At 63.1% G+C, this 16,752-nt stretch carries 13 protein-coding genes and 1 tRNA gene; 6 read left to right on the forward strand and 8 right to left on the reverse strand.

Annotated features, from left to right (window positions below; translation table 11 throughout):
- Positions 1-7: 7 nt before the first annotated feature.
- Positions 8-1,339 carry a MarR family winged helix-turn-helix transcriptional regulator gene (locus tag E5222_RS07490; protein WP_136693152.1) on the reverse strand — a complete coding sequence of 444 codons (1,332 nt, stop codon included), beginning with the start codon at positions 1,337-1,339 and terminating at the stop codon, positions 8-10.
- 644 nt (positions 1,340-1,983) lie between these two features.
- Here E5222_RS07490 and E5222_RS07495 point away from each other — a divergent pair.
- The gene (locus E5222_RS07495) at positions 1,984-5,181 is read left to right on the forward strand and encodes a TonB-dependent receptor domain-containing protein (protein WP_136693153.1); all 3,198 of its coding nucleotides are present in this window, start codon (positions 1,984-1,986) and stop codon (positions 5,179-5,181) included.
- Between the two features lie 149 nt (positions 5,182-5,330).
- Positions 5,331-6,320 carry a zinc-dependent alcohol dehydrogenase family protein gene (locus E5222_RS07500; RefSeq protein WP_136693154.1) on the forward strand — a complete coding sequence of 330 codons (990 nt, stop codon included), beginning with the start codon at positions 5,331-5,333 and terminating at the stop codon, positions 6,318-6,320.
- A 146-nt stretch (positions 6,321-6,466) separates the two neighbouring features.
- On the opposite strand, the gene E5222_RS07505 is transcribed toward E5222_RS07500, so the two are convergent.
- The 4 genes from E5222_RS07505 to grxC all read right to left on the reverse strand — a co-directional run bounded on the left by E5222_RS07505 (position 6,467) and on the right by grxC (position 8,220).
- A tRNA-Arg gene (locus E5222_RS07505) sits at positions 6,467-6,543 on the reverse strand.
- A gap of 61 nt (positions 6,544-6,604) precedes the next feature.
- Positions 6,605-7,123 carry a DUF1178 family protein gene (locus E5222_RS07510; protein ID WP_136693155.1) on the reverse strand — a complete coding sequence of 173 codons (519 nt, stop codon included), beginning with the start codon at positions 7,121-7,123 and terminating at the stop codon, positions 6,605-6,607.
- Entirely contained in the window at positions 7,120-7,953 is an 834-nt protein-coding gene (locus tag E5222_RS07515; protein ID WP_136693156.1) for a carbon-nitrogen hydrolase family protein, read from the reverse strand. Before E5222_RS07515 ends, E5222_RS07510 begins: the two co-directional genes overlap by 4 nt.
- Positions 7,954-7,956: 3 nt before the next feature.
- Entirely contained in the window at positions 7,957-8,220 is a 264-nt protein-coding gene (gene grxC, locus E5222_RS07520) for a glutaredoxin 3 (RefSeq protein WP_281276751.1), read from the reverse strand.
- Positions 8,221-8,390: 170 nt separating this feature from the next.
- On the opposite strand from grxC, the gene E5222_RS07525 reads away from it, so the two are divergent.
- A complete protein-coding gene (locus E5222_RS07525) occupies positions 8,391-8,873 on the forward strand; it encodes an Hsp20 family protein (RefSeq protein WP_211196117.1) in 483 nt (160 codons plus the stop codon).
- A gap of 357 nt (positions 8,874-9,230) precedes the next feature.
- Here E5222_RS07525 and E5222_RS07530 read toward each other — a convergent pair whose 3' ends face one another.
- The 3 genes from E5222_RS07530 to tpiA all read right to left on the reverse strand — a co-directional run bounded on the left by E5222_RS07530 (position 9,231) and on the right by tpiA (position 12,238).
- On the reverse strand, positions 9,231-10,871 hold the full coding sequence (locus E5222_RS07530) for a CTP synthase (protein ID WP_136693158.1): 1,641 nt from the start codon (positions 10,869-10,871) through the stop codon (positions 9,231-9,233).
- 153 nt (positions 10,872-11,024) lie between these two features.
- Entirely contained in the window at positions 11,025-11,408 is a 384-nt protein-coding gene (gene secG, locus E5222_RS07535) for a preprotein translocase subunit SecG (RefSeq protein WP_136693159.1), read from the reverse strand.
- Between the two features lie 68 nt (positions 11,409-11,476).
- Positions 11,477-12,238 (reverse strand): triose-phosphate isomerase, encoded by a 762-nt coding sequence (gene tpiA, locus E5222_RS07540; RefSeq protein ID WP_136693160.1) that lies wholly within the window; start codon positions 12,236-12,238, stop codon positions 11,477-11,479.
- A 235-nt stretch (positions 12,239-12,473) separates the two neighbouring features.
- On the opposite strand from tpiA, the gene E5222_RS07545 reads away from it, so the two are divergent.
- Genes E5222_RS07545 through E5222_RS07555 form a run of 3 tightly spaced genes read left to right on the forward strand, consistent with a single transcriptional unit; the run spans position 12,474 to position 16,743 of the window.
- On the forward strand, positions 12,474-14,405 hold the full coding sequence (locus E5222_RS07545; RefSeq protein ID WP_169053520.1) for a peptidylprolyl isomerase: 1,932 nt from the start codon (positions 12,474-12,476) through the stop codon (positions 14,403-14,405).
- Positions 14,406-14,416: 11 nt separating this feature from the next.
- Positions 14,417-15,946, forward strand: coding sequence for an anthranilate synthase component I (trpE, locus tag E5222_RS07550; RefSeq protein WP_136693782.1), 1,530 nt, complete (start codon positions 14,417-14,419; stop codon positions 15,944-15,946).
- A gap of 32 nt (positions 15,947-15,978) precedes the next feature.
- Positions 15,979-16,743, forward strand: coding sequence for a phosphodiester glycosidase family protein (locus E5222_RS07555; protein ID WP_246021610.1), 765 nt, complete (start codon positions 15,979-15,981; stop codon positions 16,741-16,743).
- Positions 16,744-16,752 lie beyond the last annotated feature (9 nt).

Below are 16,752 nucleotides of genomic sequence, written 5' to 3' on the forward strand. Positions count from 1 at the left end.
CGAATTCCTAGCGCTGGCCCAAATCCTCGAAGGCGCGTTCGCGCTCGAGTTGCACGACGGCATTGCGACGGATCTTGTCGAACGTGGCGAGGAAACCCTCCCGCTCGTCCTTCGATAGCGGGGCAAGCAGGAAGGCACTGCGCTGGCGGCTCGCTTCCTGGATCAGTTCGAACAGCTTCTGCCCTTCGGCGCTGGGCGAGAACTGCCCGTGCCGTCGCCCGGGCTTGCCTTCGCGTACCACCAGCCCACGTCCTACCAGCGCATTAACCGTACGACCGGCCTGGCTGTGATCGCGATCGAGGCGATCTACCAGAGCATTCCATTCAATCGGAGGTTCACGCCCTATCTCGTTGAGAACCCACGCCTCGAAGTTTGAAAGCTTGGTCAGCCGCTTGAAGGTGAGAGAGCCGCTGCGGCTGAAATAGGAACTCAGCGTCATCAGCGGCGAGATGATGCGGGATCGGTCCATCACGATCCTGTCGCCACTGCCTACGCTCTCGCTTTCTACCGGCGCGCCGGGCCGCGGGAATTCGCGCGTTTCCTGCGCGCTGCTCAGCTCGCGCTCCTGCTCATAGAGACGCACGGCTTGGTCGAGCAGCTTCTCGATCACGGCAAAGAAGGATTCGAGTTCGGCATCGCCAATATCGAAGGTCAGCTCGCGATTGCGCAACTCGGCCAGGCGCAACAGCCGCTCGCTATGCCCCTGCCCCTTGCGCGTCAGGCTAAGCGGCGCGCGCAGCTGCTCACGCTCGATCATCTTGAGTTCGAGCAGGCGCTTGACCGAACGGCTGACCTGCGCCTTGTCCACGCCGACCGCACTGGATATCTCCGCCGGCACCAGCGGCCCGACATTATGAAGCAGGAACAGGATCCTGCGGTCGAGTTCCACCAGGTCGAGTTCGCGGGCATAGGCCATCTCGGCACTCTCACGAACCTTGTAGAGCAACTGCCACAATTCGCTCTGGATAACGCCAGGCGAGCGCTTTCCTTCGGTCGGCGGGACGGCGGCCGGGGCAATCCCGTTCATGATGATGTTGAGGCGAGCGGCGAACTCGGCCGGAACATCTTCGGTGCTGGAAGCCTCACCTTCAGCAGAGTGCGAACCAATGGTGTAGGCCTCGACAATCCGGAGCGCCTCGGACGCCATGGGGCCCAAGCCCTCATGGATAGCAGCGAGTCGAGCCTCGCTCACTTCAAGCCGCCGCCCTCCTCCGGCCGATTCATCCAGAAGGTGCTGGCGCAGCGCGATGGCATGATCGATCAGCGCCTTGCGCCAGGCCGCAACCGGCCCTGCACGAGGCCCCTCCGCAACTGGGTCTGCCTTTTCGGGCAAAGTCATTTACCTCCAACCCTCTCCAGCGCCTTTGCGCTCTGCGCTCAGCCTAGTGTGCTCCCGGTAGGAAAGACAAGCGCCCGGTGATCCTCCGGTCGCTTCGAGCCCGCCTGCGACGGCTGCACCGGGACCGGACCTTGTCAACTGGACGGCAGAAGTCGGAAGTTGCAGGGCGATGCAGCTTGGCAACAGTACTCCCGCATCAAAATCTGTGCAAATGCAGCATATATCTGATTTATCATGATTTATGTCAGAACCGGTTTCCTTGGAAACCGCGCAAGGAAACAGAATTCGTCCTTCACGCCGACGGGGAGCCGCCATTTCCCGCAGTTCAGGCGAGAGCGCCACTGGACACTGTCAAGGCTGGAGAATATGTGCGGGTTTGCGTGGAAAAGGGCCGATTCAACAGCCTTGGACCGCCGGGGGAGGAAGAGAGAAGGCTTGCGTCGGAGGGCGCCCGCCAAATTGCCGATCAAGGCGGCAAAATCGACATTCCAAACCTGACATCATTCAGCTGCCGGGGCCATGGGCTTCGGTTCGGGCTATCGGCGTGGCCTCGGTCGCATCGGGAAACCGGCAGCAGGATAGTAAATCGCACGCGGCAGCACTGTCGCCTGCGTTCACTGTGAAGGGAGCACCAAGTGAGGAGTTTGAGCAACAAGCGGGTCTTCAAGGCCCTTCTGCTGGCCGGTGGGGCCAGCACCTTTGCCATCGCCACCCCGGCAATGGCCCAGGATGAAGGTGCAGACGAACAAGATCGCATCGTCATCACGGGTTCGCGCATCCAGCGTCAGGACTTCGAAGCCAACAGCCCGTTCGTCACCATTGACGAAAGCCTGCTGGAATCGTCGTCGACTGCCGCAATCGAATCCAACCTGAACCGCCTGCCGCAGTTCGTTCCGGCCCAGACGCCGACCGCTGGTGGCGACATCCAGCCGACGGCGACCAACACCCCGGGTGCTGCAACCGTGTCGCTGCGCGGTATCGGTACCAACCGTAACCTCGTCCTGATCGACGGTCGTCGCGGTACGCCCGGCAACGCTTCGGGCGTGGTCGACATCTCGACCATTCCTTCGGCTGCTATCGAGCGCGTCGAAGTGATCTCGGGCGGTGCATCGGCCACCTACGGTGCCGACGCTGTCGCCGGTGTCACCAACTTCATCCTGAAGCGTAACTTCGAAGGTCTCGAGCTGGATGCCCAGGCCGGCATCACCCAGGAAGGCGACAACTTCGAATACCAGCTGTCCGGCATCATGGGTGCCGACTTCGCCGATGGACGCGGTAACGTGTCGCTGGCAATGTCGATGAACACTCGCGAAGCCAACTATCAGCGCGATCGCAGCTGGTACCGCGACCTGTGGGCCGATCCGAACATCGGCGGCACGCAGTTCTTCATCCCGGCACCTGGCTTCTCGTCGGCCGGCAACCTGCCCGATTACACCACGGTGTTCCCGGATGCGGCTGGCCCGGGCCTCGATCCGAGCACGACCGTCTATTTCACTCCGGATGGCACGCCGTTCACGATCGGCGCCAACGGTACCGGCCAGAACTTCGGCAACGGCAACGCCCCGCTTGACGATCCTGCCTACAAGCAGACGATCGCTGGCGGCATCGGCACCAACAACACCAACCTTTACTTGATCCTGCCGCTGACGCGTTACAACGCGTTTGCTCGCGGTAACTACGAGATCAACGACTGGATTGGTGTGTTCGGCCAGGCGATGTTCAGCCACGTCGAGACCTACACGCGTAACGAGCCGGGCCCGGCCGTGAACGGCTGGACGGTCAACGTCGACCCCACGCAGCTGAGCGACGGTATCCTGCCTTCGGCAATGGAAACGCTGCTTGCCAGCCGTATGCGTTCTGCACGGCCCGGCGATGCAGAGTACATTCCTGACGACGGCAACCCCGATACGCCGCCTCCGACGCAACCGATGGTTTCGGGTGCGGCAGATCCGTTCACCGTGCAGGCACTGCTGTTCGACGATCGTGAAACCTTCACCGACGTGACGACCTACAGCCTGACCGGTGGTCTCGAAGGCTATATCCCCGGCACCTCCTTCGCCTGGGAAGCTTTCGTCAGCCACGGCATCTCGTCGACCTATGCGAAGCAGACCGGCATCTACTCGCTGTCGCGCTTCCAGGAAATCATGTCGGCACCTGACTTCGGTGCAGGCTATTCCTCGACAGGCAACCAGGGCCCGCCGAACTTCGGTTTCGGTGCTTCGACGGGTACCTGTACTTCGGGCCTCAACCTCTACAATCCGCCGGCTGGCGGGTTCTCGGAGGACTGCCTCGAAGCCATCCGTGCGGACCTGAAGAACCGTGGTGAAGTGACGCAGACGATCGCTGAAATGAACATCAGCGGTGGCCTTTTCGATCTTCCGGCCGGTGAACTGGGCATCGCGGTCGGCGCCAGCTATCGCGAGATGCAGTACGAGTTCGACAATGACACGCTGACCACCGCGGGTCGTTCGTTCCAGGACCAGGCGCTGGGCATCTATCCCAGCGGCAATGTGGACGCGGCTTTCGACGTGCATGAACTGTACGGCGAATTGCTGATCCCGGTCCTGTCGGACATTCCGGGCATCCAGCAGCTCAACCTGGAAGTGGGCGGTCGTATTTCCGACTACTCCACCACGGGTACCAGCTACACCTACAAGATCCTGGGTGACTGGGAAGTGACCGACTGGCTGCGTTTCCGTGGCGGTTTCAACCGCGCAGAACGTGCTCCGAACATCGGTGAGCTGTTCCTGGCTGCGCAGCAGACCTTCGGTGGCAACACCGCCGGTGACCCCTGCTCGCTGGCCAATCCGCTTTCCTTCTCGGCCAACCAGGACGGTGACGCCTTCGCTGGCGGCAACGCCAACGGTGCTCGCGTCGAAGCGGTTTGCCGTATCCAGATGGAAGCTTCGGGTAACCCGAATGCTGACGAGGACTTCTACAATGGTGTCCAGAGCAGCGCGACGGGCGGCTTCGCCTTCCCGACCACCATTGGCAACCCAAACTTGGTTCCGGAAACGGCCAACACCTGGACCGCTGGTTTCGTGATCAACTCGCCGTTCGCAGGTCCGGCTCTTGAGCGTCTGCGCCTGTCGGTTGACTGGTTCAGCATCCACGTGAAGGACGCCATCGGCGAACAGACCGTGGGTATTGCTCTCCAGCAGTGCTACGATCCGGCTCTGAACCCTGCCTGGGAAGGCAGCAACGAGGACGTCGCGAACTCGCAGTTCTGTCTGAACGTGCCGCGTAACGGTACCGGTGCCCTGGGCAACGTGAACCGTACCTATGTCAACAACGGTGAGTTCAAGATCGAAGGTATCGACGTGCAGCTCGACTGGGGCATGGACGTTGGTCCGGGTACGCTGAACGTGAACCTGATCGGCAACTACCAGCTCGACTTCAGCTCGACCGCTCTGGCAGGCATCCTGCCGCTGGTCGACTATGTCGGTACGCTGGGAACGGGCGAAAACGGCCTGAATACCGGTGTCTACGAGTATCGCCTGCTGGCGAATGTCGGCTACGCCATCGGCCCGGCAACGATCGGCCTGCAGTGGCAGCACCGTCCGTCGATCGAGGATGCGACCGAAGCTCTGACCGGCGCTCCGACGCCGACCACCGGCTTCCCGTCGTACAACCTGTTCAGCCTGAACAGCACCTACTCGGTCAACGACGCGCTGAACCTGCGCTTTGGTGTTGACAACCTGTTCAACAAGCGCCCGCCGCTTGGGAACATCAACACCGCTGCTGATCCGTCGCTGGGTCAGCTGTCGGGCGGCAGCTACAATGCGACGTTCTACGACACGAACGGTCGCCGCTTCTACTTGGGTGCGAACCTCCAGTTCTAATCCGCGTAGAAAAAGCGAAACAAGTCAGGGGCCTCTCCTTCGGGAGGGGCCCCTTTCTTTTGTGCGCTCGTCGTCCGACACAGCGCTGGACAAGCCCCCCTCCCCCGCGTCATGACAGTCCGCGAATGCTACGCGAGGAGAGGGCCAGCATGACAAGGGTAATGCGATTTCACGAGACCGGCGGACCGGAAAAGCTGGTCATCGATGAGATGGAAGTTGGCGAACCCGGCCCGGGCGAAGTGCGCATCCGAACCGAAGCCGTCGGCCTCAACCGTGCAGAAGCCATGTATCGCGCCGGCAACTATCCGGTACAGCCCAAGCTCCCCAGCCTGATCGGCTACGAAGGCGTCGGCACCATCACCGCGCTGGGCGAGGATGTGCACGAATACGCGGTTGGCCAGCGCGTCTGTGTCCTGCCGATGATCAGCCAGGGCGATTACGGAATCTGGGCGGAGGAGGCGATCGTGCCGACGCGCATCATCCTGCCGGCTCCTGAAGGTCTCGATGTGACGCAGGCCGCGGCGATCTGGATGCAGTATATGACCGCCTATGCCGTCTATGAGGTCGCCGAAGTCGGCCCCAACGATGCGGTGATCATCCCCGCGGCCTCGTCCAGCGTGGGCCTGGCGGCGATCCAGCTGTGCAACTGGGCGGGCGCCACACCCATTGCCGCCACGCGTACCAGCGCCAAGGCAGATGCCTTGAAGAAGCTCGGTGCCGCTCATGTCATCGCCACGCAGGAGGAAGACCTCGTCGCCCGGGTGATGGAGATCACCGGCGGCAAGGGTGCGCGTTGCGCCTTCGATCCGGTCGGCGGACCCTATGTCGACACGTTGGCGCAGGCACTGGCGGAGCGCGGCATATTGTTCATCTATGGCGGATTGTCGGGAGAGCCGACGCCCTATCCGCACTGGCCGATGGCGTTCAAGGGCGCCAGCATGCGCGGCTGGGTCGCCAGCGAAATCTGGAACCACCCGCACCGCTTCAAGGCGGCGCGCGAGACGGTGCTGGCGGGGCTGGCACAAGGCAAGCTCGATCCCGTAATCGCCAAGGTTTTCAACGGACTGGAGTCTCTTCCTGAGGCCAATGCCTATCTCGAATCGAACCAGCAGATCGGAAAGGTCGTCGTGCGCTTCTGAGGCAGCGGAGACGACCGCTGCCTTGCGCGCAGCAAGCGAGCAAGATCGAACCCGCAAGGGTTCGCAAGGCCGAACGGCCGCCCGAGCTTGTGCGAGGCAAGCCAAGCGGGCGGATGCCCGCGCCCGGCGTTTGAGGGCAAAAAAAATGGTGCGCCCGACAGGATTCGAACCTGTGGCCCCCGGATTAGGAATCCGATGCTCTATCCAACTGAGCTACGGGCGCATCCATCACCGGCCTTAACCGGAGGCGGATTGACAGGCAATTGCCAAGCGTTCCCGAGCTGTCAATTGAGCTCTTCGGGAGGCGAGACCGGGAATGGCAGGGGCGCGATTTCGATCCCCTCTTCCAGCAGGCGCTCGGCTTCTTCCACGCTGGTTTCCCCGTGGATCGGCTCCGCATCTCGCTCGCCATAGTGCATCGCACGGGCATCGTCGGCGAACTTGTTGCCCACCCATTTGCTCCGCTTGAGCGCCTTGGCCTGCGCTTCGGCCAGCTTTTCCAGCGCCTGCTGCACTTCAGGCGGCATGGGCGCGTTGGAAACAGGCTGCACGTCGGACGCGGCTGGCAGACCCTCTTCCGGACCGGATTTGCCTGCATCCTCACGCCCGCGCGCCACGATATCGGCCAGCTGGTTGCCCTTCTTCGGCACGGCAGGAGCCATCGGCGCCTTTATCACCTCGGCTGAACCGCATTGCGGGCATGTAAGCAGCCCCCGCTCCTGCTGGGAAGCGAAGTCGGCCGACGATCCGAACCACCCTTCAAAGTGGTGGCCAGCGTCGCATGAGAGGTCGAAAACGATCATTGCGAGGCTGATTTAGGGATATCGCGGCGGTTGGCAAGGCTGGGCAGCTGTCGCCGCACCTCGGCTATTCGCTCGGAATCGATCTCGGCAAAGGCCAAGCCTGCCCGCGAACCGCCCATGTCGAGCAGCACATCCCCCCAGGGATCGACGACCAGCGAATGGCCATAGGTGGTGCGCCCATCCTCATGCTCACCAACCTGCGCAGCCGCGATCACATACGCACTCGCTTCCACCGCCCTCGCCCGCAACAGCAGTTCCCAATGGGCACGGCCTGTGGGCACGGTGAAAGCAGCGGGAATGGCGATCGCATCGCATTGGCGACGCCCCAGCTCCTCGAACAAGGCTGGAAAGCGCATATCGTAACAAACGGCGAGGCCCAGACGGCCGATCGGCGTCTCCACCGTAACCACCTCCTCACCGGGTGTGTAGGCGGAGGATTCGCGCCAGCTTTCGCCCGTGTCGAGCTCCACGTCGAACATGTGCATCTTGTCGTAGCGGGCGACGATCTCGCCCTGCCCGTCGATCACGAAGCTACGATTGGCCCAGCGCCCGTCCTCGCGCACCACCGCGAGCGAACCGAGCGCGATCATCAGGCCCTCGCGCGCGGCGGTCTCACGCACGGCGTCGAGCACCATGTCCTCGCCCTCGGCGCGAATGGTCTCGGAGGCGCGCTTGCGGTTGCGATCGAGCAGGCCGCTCATCTCGGGCGTAAACAGCATTTGCGCGCCATCCGCCCTGGCCTGTCGTACGGCATCGGCGATTACGGCAGCGTTGGCCGCCGGGTCTATGCCGGCCGTCATTTGCAGCAGGGCGATGCGCGTTTCCGCCATCGATCAGAGACCCAGCAGCGGGTCGAGCTTTCCTTCGCGCTCGAGCGCGGCGAGGTCATCCGATCCGCCGATCGCCTGTCCGTCGATAAAGATCTGCGGCACAGTGCGCGCGTCAGGCTTGCGTTCCATCATCTCGCGCCGCTTCTCGCCGCCCATGGTGATGTCGTATTCTTCATAGTCCACGCCCTTAGAATCGAGCAGGTGCTTGGCCCTGGTGCAATAGCCGCAGAGCATCTTGGTGTAGATTTCGACCTTGGGGGTGCTCAAATTATATGTCCTTGTTTCATGGCCTTGTCGCGCAAGGGCGCGGGTCTTGAAAGCGCCTCTGCCCGGACCTATCTCAACCACGCCCATAGCGCGAGGCGCGAACGGGCAAAGGGGTGCCGATTTCGGGCCCCTTACACAATTCAAATTGCTCGATGGAGGATTTGTTTCAGATGAACCGCTTCGATTTTACCCCCTATCGCCGTTCCACCGTCGGTTTCGACCGGCTGTTCGACCTGCTGGAGAAGCAGGCCCGCAACTCCGGCGGCGACAATTACCCGCCCTTCAACATCGAACGTCGCGACGAGGACGAGTACCGTATCACCCTGGCGGTGGCCGGCTTCCGCGCGCAGGACCTAGACATTACCGCCCAGCAGAACCTGCTGGTCGTGCAGGGCAGGAAGCGCGACGAACAGCCCGGAGGCGACATGCTGCATGTCGGCATCGCCAATCGCGGTTTCGAGCGCCGCTTCGAATTGGCCGACTATGTCCGCGTCGCCAATGCGGACCTTGCCGATGGCCTGCTGGCGATCGACCTGGTGCGTGAAGTGCCCGAGGCGATGAAGCCGAAGAAGATCGCCATTGGCGGCCAGAAGACGCTCGAAGTCGTCAAGGATGACAGCGAATCCGACGAGGATGCGGCCAACGCAGCCTGACGTCGCCACGTCACAACCAATCGTTTCATATAGAAAGTTCGGGGGCGGTACCGCAAGGCACCGCCCCCTCGACGCATTGCGCCGACCAGCCTCGGTAAACCAGCTCTCCGGGTCGCAATAGAGAGCCCGCCCCCCTTGGCAAGATCGGGCCGGAAGCATGCATCACAAGCCCCTGTTGATGCATTCGCGGCCGACCGAACTGCGTTCACTGCGCCAGACCACAAAGCATGTGTCTGATGCCCTTCACGTAGATCCGAGAATCGGAATTTCTTTGAATTCCCGTTATTCGCTGCTTTGCAGCAAGTGCAAGGGAAATTTCCTATACTATGCCAGATTGCGACATATGTTTGCGCAAAACTACACCAGTCGCGCCTGTTTCAATGCCGCAGCGATGAAGCCGGCGAACAATGGATGCGGGTCGAAGGGCTTGCTTTTCAGTTCAGGATGGAACTGCACGCCCACGAACCAGGGGTGGTCCGGCCGCTCCACGATTTCGGGCAGCAGGCCGTCGGGTGACATGCCCGAGAAAACCAGCCCACCCGCTTCGAGCCGGTCCTTGTAGGCCGAGTTCACTTCGTAACGATGGCGGTGGCGCTCGGAGATTTCGGTCGCTCCGCCATAGATCTGCGAGACATGGCTATTGGGGGACAGTTTCGCGGCATAGGCGCCAAGGCGCATAGTGCCGCCGAGATCGGTATCGGCAGAGCGCTGCTGCAGCCCCTCTTTGCTCATCCATTCGGTGATGATGCCGACGATGGGTTCGCTCGTCTCTCCAAATTCGGTGGAGGATGCCTCAGGGATGCCGGCGGTGTTCCGCGCGCCTTCGATACAAGCCATCTGCATGCCGAGACAAATACCGAAGAAGGGCACGCCGCGTTCACGCGCAAAACGCACAGCGGCAATCTTGCCTTCCGACCCGCGCTCGCCAAAGCCGCCGGGCACAAGGATGCCGTGCATGGGTTCGAGCTGCGCAGCGATGTCACCGTCTTCCTGTTCGAAGATTTCGGCGTCGATCCACTTGATGTTGACCTTCACCCGGTTGGCCATGCCACCATGGACCAGCGCTTCGTTCAGCGACTTGTAGGCATCGGGCAGGCCGACATATTTGCCGACCACACCGATCGTGACCTCGCCTTCGTAATTCTCGTAGCGGTCGATCACGTCTTCCCAGCGCGACAGGTCCGGCTCCGGGGCTTCTTCGGTCATGCCGAAATGGCGCAGCACTTCGCGATCGAGCCCTTCGCCGTGATATTGCTGCGGCACGGCGTAGATGCTGCTGGCATCGAGAGCCTGGATCACGGCTTCCTTGCGCACGTTGCAGAACAGCGCGATCTTGGCGCGTTCGGTCTCGGGCAGCTCATGCTCGCAGCGGCACAGCAGGAGATTGGGCTGCACGCCAAGGCTGGTCAGTTCGCGCACCGAGTGCTGCGTCGGCTTCGTCTTCAGCTCGCCCGCAGCGGAGATATACGGGACCAGCGTCACGTGGACGAGGCAGGTCTGCTCTACCGGCAGCTCGTTACGCAGCTGGCGGATGGCCTCGATGAAAGGCAGGCTTTCGATATCGCCCACCGTGCCGCCGATTTCGCACAGGATGAAATCATGATCGTCCTGGTCGGCGAGCGCGAACTCCTTGATCGCGTCGGTGACGTGCGGGATCACCTGCACCGTGGCGCCGAGGTAATCACCGCGGCGTTCCTTGGTGATGATGTCGCGATAGACGCGGCCCGAAGTGATATTGTCGTTCTGGTGCGCTGAGACGCCGGTGAAGCGCTCATAGTGCCCCAGGTCGAGATCGGTCTCCGCCCCGTCATCGGTCACATAGACTTCGCCATGCTGATAGGGACTCATCGTCCCTGGATCGACGTTGAGATAGGGATCGAACTTACGAATGCGGACCTTGTAGCCACGCGCCTGGAGGAGGGCAGCGAGGCTCGCTGCCATCAGTCCCTTGCCAAGCGATGAGACCACGCCGCCGGTGATGAATATGTACCGCGCCATGGGAGTCGGGCTGTAGGGATCAAAATGGATTCGTGGCAAGGTGTGAAATGATGAATTTCACCAGCGATCCACTATCCAGTGAACATGGGTGTCAGGAATGCATCACAACTGTGGCGCGATCGCGCCGCAATGACCTGCGGAATGTGAAAGGGATTATTCGGCGACGCCGCTAAGAGCATCGTCGGTCGCAGGTGCTTCCTCGCCAGCTTCGCCTTCCGCGTCCGCCGGGAACAAGCCCTCACCCGTTTCGGCAGGCATGGTAACCGACCGATCGAGCGACTGGTCGATCTCGCGCCCGCTGGTGGCGTTGATCGCCACGGCGGCAAGCGCGATGGAAAGCGTCACGAAGAGCACCGCCAGCCACTTGGTGGTGCGGGTTAGGAAATCGGCCGCACCGCGCGCCGACATCAGGCCGCCGGGGCTGCCGCCACCGCCGATACCCAGTCCGCCACCTTCCGACCGCTGCATCAGTACGACGCAGACCAGCGCAAAGGCGACGATCGCCTGGACAACGGTGAGGAACAGGAAAAGGCTCATGGGATCAATCCAGGTCAGTCAGTCAGGCGCGCTATCTAGGCAATCTGCACGCCCGCGACAAGGTCGGCTCAGTTTTCCGGGGTTTCCGCAGCGGCAACGACGATGCCCAGGAAGCTGTCGGCGGTAAGACTGGCTCCGCCCACCAGCGCGCCGCCCACTTCGTCGGCGGCCAGTAGCTCGGCAGCGTTATCCGGCTTCACCGACCCGCCATAGAGGATGCGGATAGTGGCACCGGCTTCCTCGCCGTAGAATTCGTTAAGAACCTTGCGGATCGAGCAGTGCATGGCACCAACATCCTCGACCGTTGGGGTGCGTCCGGTACCGATGGCCCAGACAGGTTCATAGGCGACGGTGACCTTGGCAGCCACACCCTCGCCTTCGGGCAGCGAGCCCTTCAGCTGCTTGGCAACAACGCTCTCGGCCTTGCCGGCATCGCGCTGCTCTTCGGTTTCGCCCACGCAAGCGATCACGTTGAGGCCGGCCGCGATCGCGGAATCGGCCTTGGCACGGACGTCGGCATCCTTTTCGCCATGATCAGCGCGGCGTTCACTGTGGCCCAGGATCACGAAACCGGCGCCAGCATCCTTCAGCATGGCTGCGGACACATCGCCCGTATGCGCGCCGCCATCGGCCGGATGGCAATCCTGTGCGCCCACGCCGATCAGCGTCGCTTCCTTGCGCGTGGCGTGGATCAGCGTGAAGGGAGGCGCCAGCGCGACCTCGACCTTGATGAGTCGTTCCGCCGCCCGGTCGATCGCGCGCGCTTCGGCCAGCATGGCGCGCGTGCCATGCATCTTCCAGTTGCCAACAATATAGGGGCGCTCGGCCATTCTCGTACCTTGGACAAAATTATTGGTTAAGGGTTCCGCTACGGCGGAAAAGTCCCTGCCCGCTAGAGCGCCCTGCCCCGCTTGTCAAAGCTGCATTTCCACATTGTCGGCAAACCGCCCAATGCTGTTGCGGGCGCGCCGCAGGGGCGATAAAGCGCGAGCCCGACACATATATACGATGGTCGCGCTCAGGGCACGGCATGTCGCAAAACCAGTAACGAGATCGCATCCACCCATGCTCCAGCTTTTCCGTAACTTCTTCCGATCCAAGCTCGGGATCGTGGTGACTCTGGCCTTCCTGGGCCTGATCGCCTTTGCCTTTGCCAGTTCGGACGTCGCCAATACCGGCACTTTCGGCGGCGTTGCGGGCGGTGACAGGGTTGCCGTGGTGGGTGACACCCGGATCGATACGAATGAGCTTGCACAGCGTGCCAGCGACGTTGTGGCGAACCTGCGCCAGGACAATCCCACGCTGACCATGGAAGCCTTCATGGCGCAGGGCGGGCTGCAGACCACGCTGGACAGCCTGGTCAGCCGCGCAGCCATTGCCGAAGTCGCGCGCCGTTACGGCCTGCGCGCTGGCAACAGGCTGGTCGATTCCGAAATTGCCGCCAATCCCAACCTCCGCGGGTTGGACGGCCAGTTCAGCACCGAAAGCTTCCGCACGTTCCTGCGCCAGCAGGGCATTAGCGAGGATCGCTTCCGCGACGACGTCATGATGAACCTGTTCGTGCGGCAGGTTATCAATCCGGTGCAGATGATCCCGCAGCTTCCGGCCAGCATCAATCGCCGCTATGCCGAGCTGACGGCGGAAACGCGCACTGGCCAGGTCGCCGCCCTGCTTGCCGCCGACTATGCGCCCACCGGCGATCCCACCGATGCGCAGCTCAAGGCCTATTACGAAGCGAACACCGACAACTATATCCGGCCCGAACGCCGGGTGGTACGCTATGCCATGTTCGGCGAGGAGGCCTTTGCCAACCTGCCCGCGCCGACCGAGGAGCAGATCGCAGAGCGCTATGAAGCAGATGCGCTGATTTATTCCGAGCGTGAGACCCGTACCTTCACCCAGCTGATCGCAACCACACAGGCTGCCGCACAGGCAATCGTGGACGAGGTCAATTCGGGCGTCAGCCTGGAAGCTTCGGCGCGCAGCAAGGGGCTGAGCACCACGCCCATCCCCTCTACCAACAAGGAAGACCTTGCCGATCTGACCTCCGATGCGGTGGCCGGCGCAGCTTTTGCTGCCAGGGAAGGCGCGCTCTCCGCCCCCGCGCAAGGCGGGCTCGGCTGGTATGTCCTGAGGGTCAACGATGTCACTCGCCAGCCCGCACGCTCGCTGGCACAAGTGCGGGACGAGATCTCCGCCACCCTCGCCGCCGAACAGCGCCGCGTGGCGATGAACGACGCGACGAGGGAGATCGAGGACGAATTCGCCACCGGCGGCAGCCTCTCCGAAGTGGCCACACGCCTCGGCCTCGAAGTGCAGACCACGCCTCCGCTCACCGCAGCAGGTCGGGTATATGGCAGCGCGGAAACCGCCCCGCAGGTGCTGGCGCCGATTATCCCGGTCGCATTCCAGATGGAAGAAGCCGAGCCGCAACTGGCAGAAGCCGTGCCGGGCCGGGTCTTCATCATCTATGACGTGTCGGACATCACCCGCTCCGCCGTCGCGCCGCTCTCCGACATTCGCGAGGATGTGACGCTCGCCTGGCGCGCCGCCACCGGCCTCGATGCAGCAGGCGAAGCCGCCGCGCGGGTGATGGAGCGGATCGAGGCGGGCAGCACGCTCGCCGACGCCCTGCGCGCCGAGGAGAAGTCCATCCGCGCGCCAAACCGTGTCACGCTCAATCGCCAGCAAGTCGATGCAGCTGGCGGCGCCACGCGGGAAATCGCACTGTTCTTCTCGATGGCAGAGGGCACTACGCGCCCCCTCCAGTCCGAGGAAACGGGCGCCTGGTTCATCGTCCAGCTTGAGGACATCGAGGCGCCCGAACTCGCCGACAATTCCCCGGTGATCGCACAGACGCGCCAGGGCCTGCTGCCACTGGTCCCGCAGGAACTGACCGAACAGCTGATCGCCGCGCTCGAAAGCGAAGTCGAAATCGAGATCAACGATGCCGCGGTCGAAGCGGTCGCCGCGCAGCTGTCCGGACGCACGAATTGACGGGGGCGAGCCTGACCGCAGCGCCTCCCCTTCACGCTGGCGTCGAAAACGCCGCCGCTGCGCATGCAAACCTCGCGGCAGGCCAGCACGCGCTCGTCTGGCGGCGGATCGTCGCGGACACGGAAACGCCGGTCGGCGCGGCGCTCAAGCTGATCGAGCCGGGGCGCGGCGACTTTCTTCTCGAATCGGTCGAAGGCGGGGAAATCGTCGGCCGCTATTCGCTGCTGGGTCTCGACCCCGACCTGATGTTCCGCGCAACCGGCGCAAGCTGCGAGGTCAATCGCAACTGGCGCCATGATCGCGAGGCCTATGAGCCGCTGCCGGGCAACAGCCTCGATGAATTGCGCGCTCTGGCCAAGAGCTGCCGCATCGATGTGCCCAAGGCGCTGCCGCCAGCCCTAGCCTGCCTGGTCGGCTATTTCGGCTATGAGACCATCGGCCTGGTCGAAAAGCTGCCGCGCGCGCCGCAAAGCGAGCTGGCGCTGCCCGACATGCTGTTTGCGCGCCCCACGCTGGTGCTGGTGTTCGACAATTTGTCCGACAGCCTGTTCTGCATCGCGCCGCTCTGGGCTGGCGGCAATGATCCGGACCGCGCCATCGAGAGCGCCGGAGAACGCATCGACGAGACCCTGCGCAAGCTGGGCGAGGCCGTACCGCCTGCCGACCGCGCCTTCGACTTGCCGGAGATGGACCTCGAAGCGGTAATGGACCCCGTCGATTACGAGCGCATCGTATTGAAGGCGAAGGACTACATCACCGCCGGCGATATCTTCCAGGTGGTGCTGGCGCAGCGCTTCACCTGCCCCTTCCCGCTGCCGCCTTTCGCGCTCTATCGCGCATTGCGGCGTGTGAACCCCTCGCCCTTCCTCTATTTCCTCGACCTGCCCGGTTTCGCCGTGGTGGGATCGAGCCCGGAAATCCTCGTCCGCGTGCGTGATGGAGAGGTGACCATCCGCCCGATCGCCGGTACCCGTCCGCGCGGGAAGACCGAGGAAGAGGATCGCGAGAACGAGCGCAGCCTGCTCGCCGATCCCAAGGAATGCGCCGAGCACCTGATGCTGCTCGATTTGGGCCGCAACGATGTCGGCCGCGTCGCCGCGCCGGACAGCGTGAAGGTGACAGCCAGCTTCACGATCGAGCGCTACAGCCACGTGATGCATATCGTCAGCAATGTCATCGGACGCCTCGCTCCCGATCACGACGCGCTCGACGCCCTCTTCGCAGGCTTCCCGGCAGGCACAGTCTCGGGCGCTCCCAAGGTCCGCGCCTGCCAGATCATTGCGGAGCTGGAGCCGGAAACGCGCGGCCCTTATGCCGGCGGTGTCGGCTATTTCGCACCCGATGGCTCGGTGGATAGCTGCATCGTGCTGCGCACTGCCGTGGTGAAGGATGGCGTGATGCATGTGCAGGCAGGCGCAGGCATCGTTGCCGACAGCGATCCGGACTATGAGGCCGCCGAATGCCGCCAGAAAGCGAGCGCGCTTGTCGCCGCCGCCAGGGAGGCCGCCCGCGTGGCGAGCGAGCCTAGCTTCGGTCAGTGAGGTTTGCCCGATTTACCCTCCTCGCTGCCCTGTTGACCCTTGCGGGCTGTAACACGCGCGAACTCGACGAGGCGGGCAATCCGATTACCGATGAGCCGGAGGTTTCCAGCCCCTGCGTACCGGTCGTCTTCGAGCAGACACCGCTGACTCATTGCACCGCCGATCCCGCGCGACATGCCATCCGCATGGTGGAAAGCGACGCCAACGGAAACCCGCTGCGCAGCTTCGCTACCTATGCCGCCGCGCGCCCGTCCGGCGCGCCGCCCGTCGCCTTCGCGATGAATGGCGGCATGTATGGCGAGGATGGCCATGCCATCGGCTACTACGTCGAGAACCGGCAGCGCCTGAAAAGCCTCAACCGCCGCGAGGGGCCGGGCAATTTCCACATGCTGCCCAATGGCGTCTTCTTCGGCGAGGCATCAACGGATTGGGACGTCTGGGACACCGAACGCTTCGCCAACGATATCGGGGACAGGCCGCAATTCGCCACCCAGTCCGGTCCCATGCTGGTGATTGCGGGAGAACTGCACCCGCAATTCGCGCCCGATGGCGACTCGCTCCGCATCCGCAACGGTGTGGGCATCGACCCGGCAGGCCGCGCGCATTTCGTGATCAGCGAGGCACCGGTGAGCTTCGGCCGCTTCGCCCGCTATTTCCGCGACGTGGCGGGCACGCCCAACGCCTTGTTCCTCGACGGCAGTGTCTCGCAGTTATGGGACCCTGCACGCGGTCGGATGGATAGTGGCGCGGCGCTTGGCCCAATGATCATTGTGGAAATGCGCGAGAATGGCGAATAAGGGCTCTGC

Origin of the sequence: Alteraurantiacibacter aquimixticola, assembly GCF_004965515.1 — a bacterium.
Classification (GTDB): Bacteria; Pseudomonadota; Alphaproteobacteria; order Sphingomonadales; family Sphingomonadaceae; genus Alteraurantiacibacter; species Alteraurantiacibacter aquimixticola.

Excerpts from the sequence above, each read along its gene's own strand:
- E5222_RS07490 (WP_136693152.1), bottom strand. The coding sequence starts at position 1,339 with ATGACTTTGCCCGAAAAGGCAGACCCAGTTGCGGAGGGGCCTCGTGCA.
- E5222_RS07500 (WP_136693154.1), top strand. The coding sequence starts at position 5,331 with ATGACAAGGGTAATGCGATTTCACGAGACCGGCGGACCGGAAAAGCTG.
- E5222_RS07510 (WP_136693155.1), bottom strand. The coding sequence starts at position 7,123 with ATGATCGTTTTCGACCTCTCATGCGACGCTGGCCACCACTTTGAAGGG.
- E5222_RS07515 (WP_136693156.1), bottom strand. The coding sequence starts at position 7,953 with ATGGCGGAAACGCGCATCGCCCTGCTGCAAATGACGGCCGGCATAGAC.
- E5222_RS07525 (WP_211196117.1), top strand. The coding sequence starts at position 8,391 with ATGAACCGCTTCGATTTTACCCCCTATCGCCGTTCCACCGTCGGTTTC.
- E5222_RS07530 (WP_136693158.1), bottom strand. The coding sequence starts at position 10,871 with ATGGCGCGGTACATATTCATCACCGGCGGCGTGGTCTCATCGCTTGGC.
- secG (WP_136693159.1), bottom strand. The coding sequence starts at position 11,408 with ATGAGCCTTTTCCTGTTCCTCACCGTTGTCCAGGCGATCGTCGCCTTT.
- tpiA (WP_136693160.1), bottom strand. The coding sequence starts at position 12,238 with ATGGCCGAGCGCCCCTATATTGTTGGCAACTGGAAGATGCATGGCACG.
- E5222_RS07545 (WP_169053520.1), top strand. The coding sequence starts at position 12,474 with ATGCTCCAGCTTTTCCGTAACTTCTTCCGATCCAAGCTCGGGATCGTG.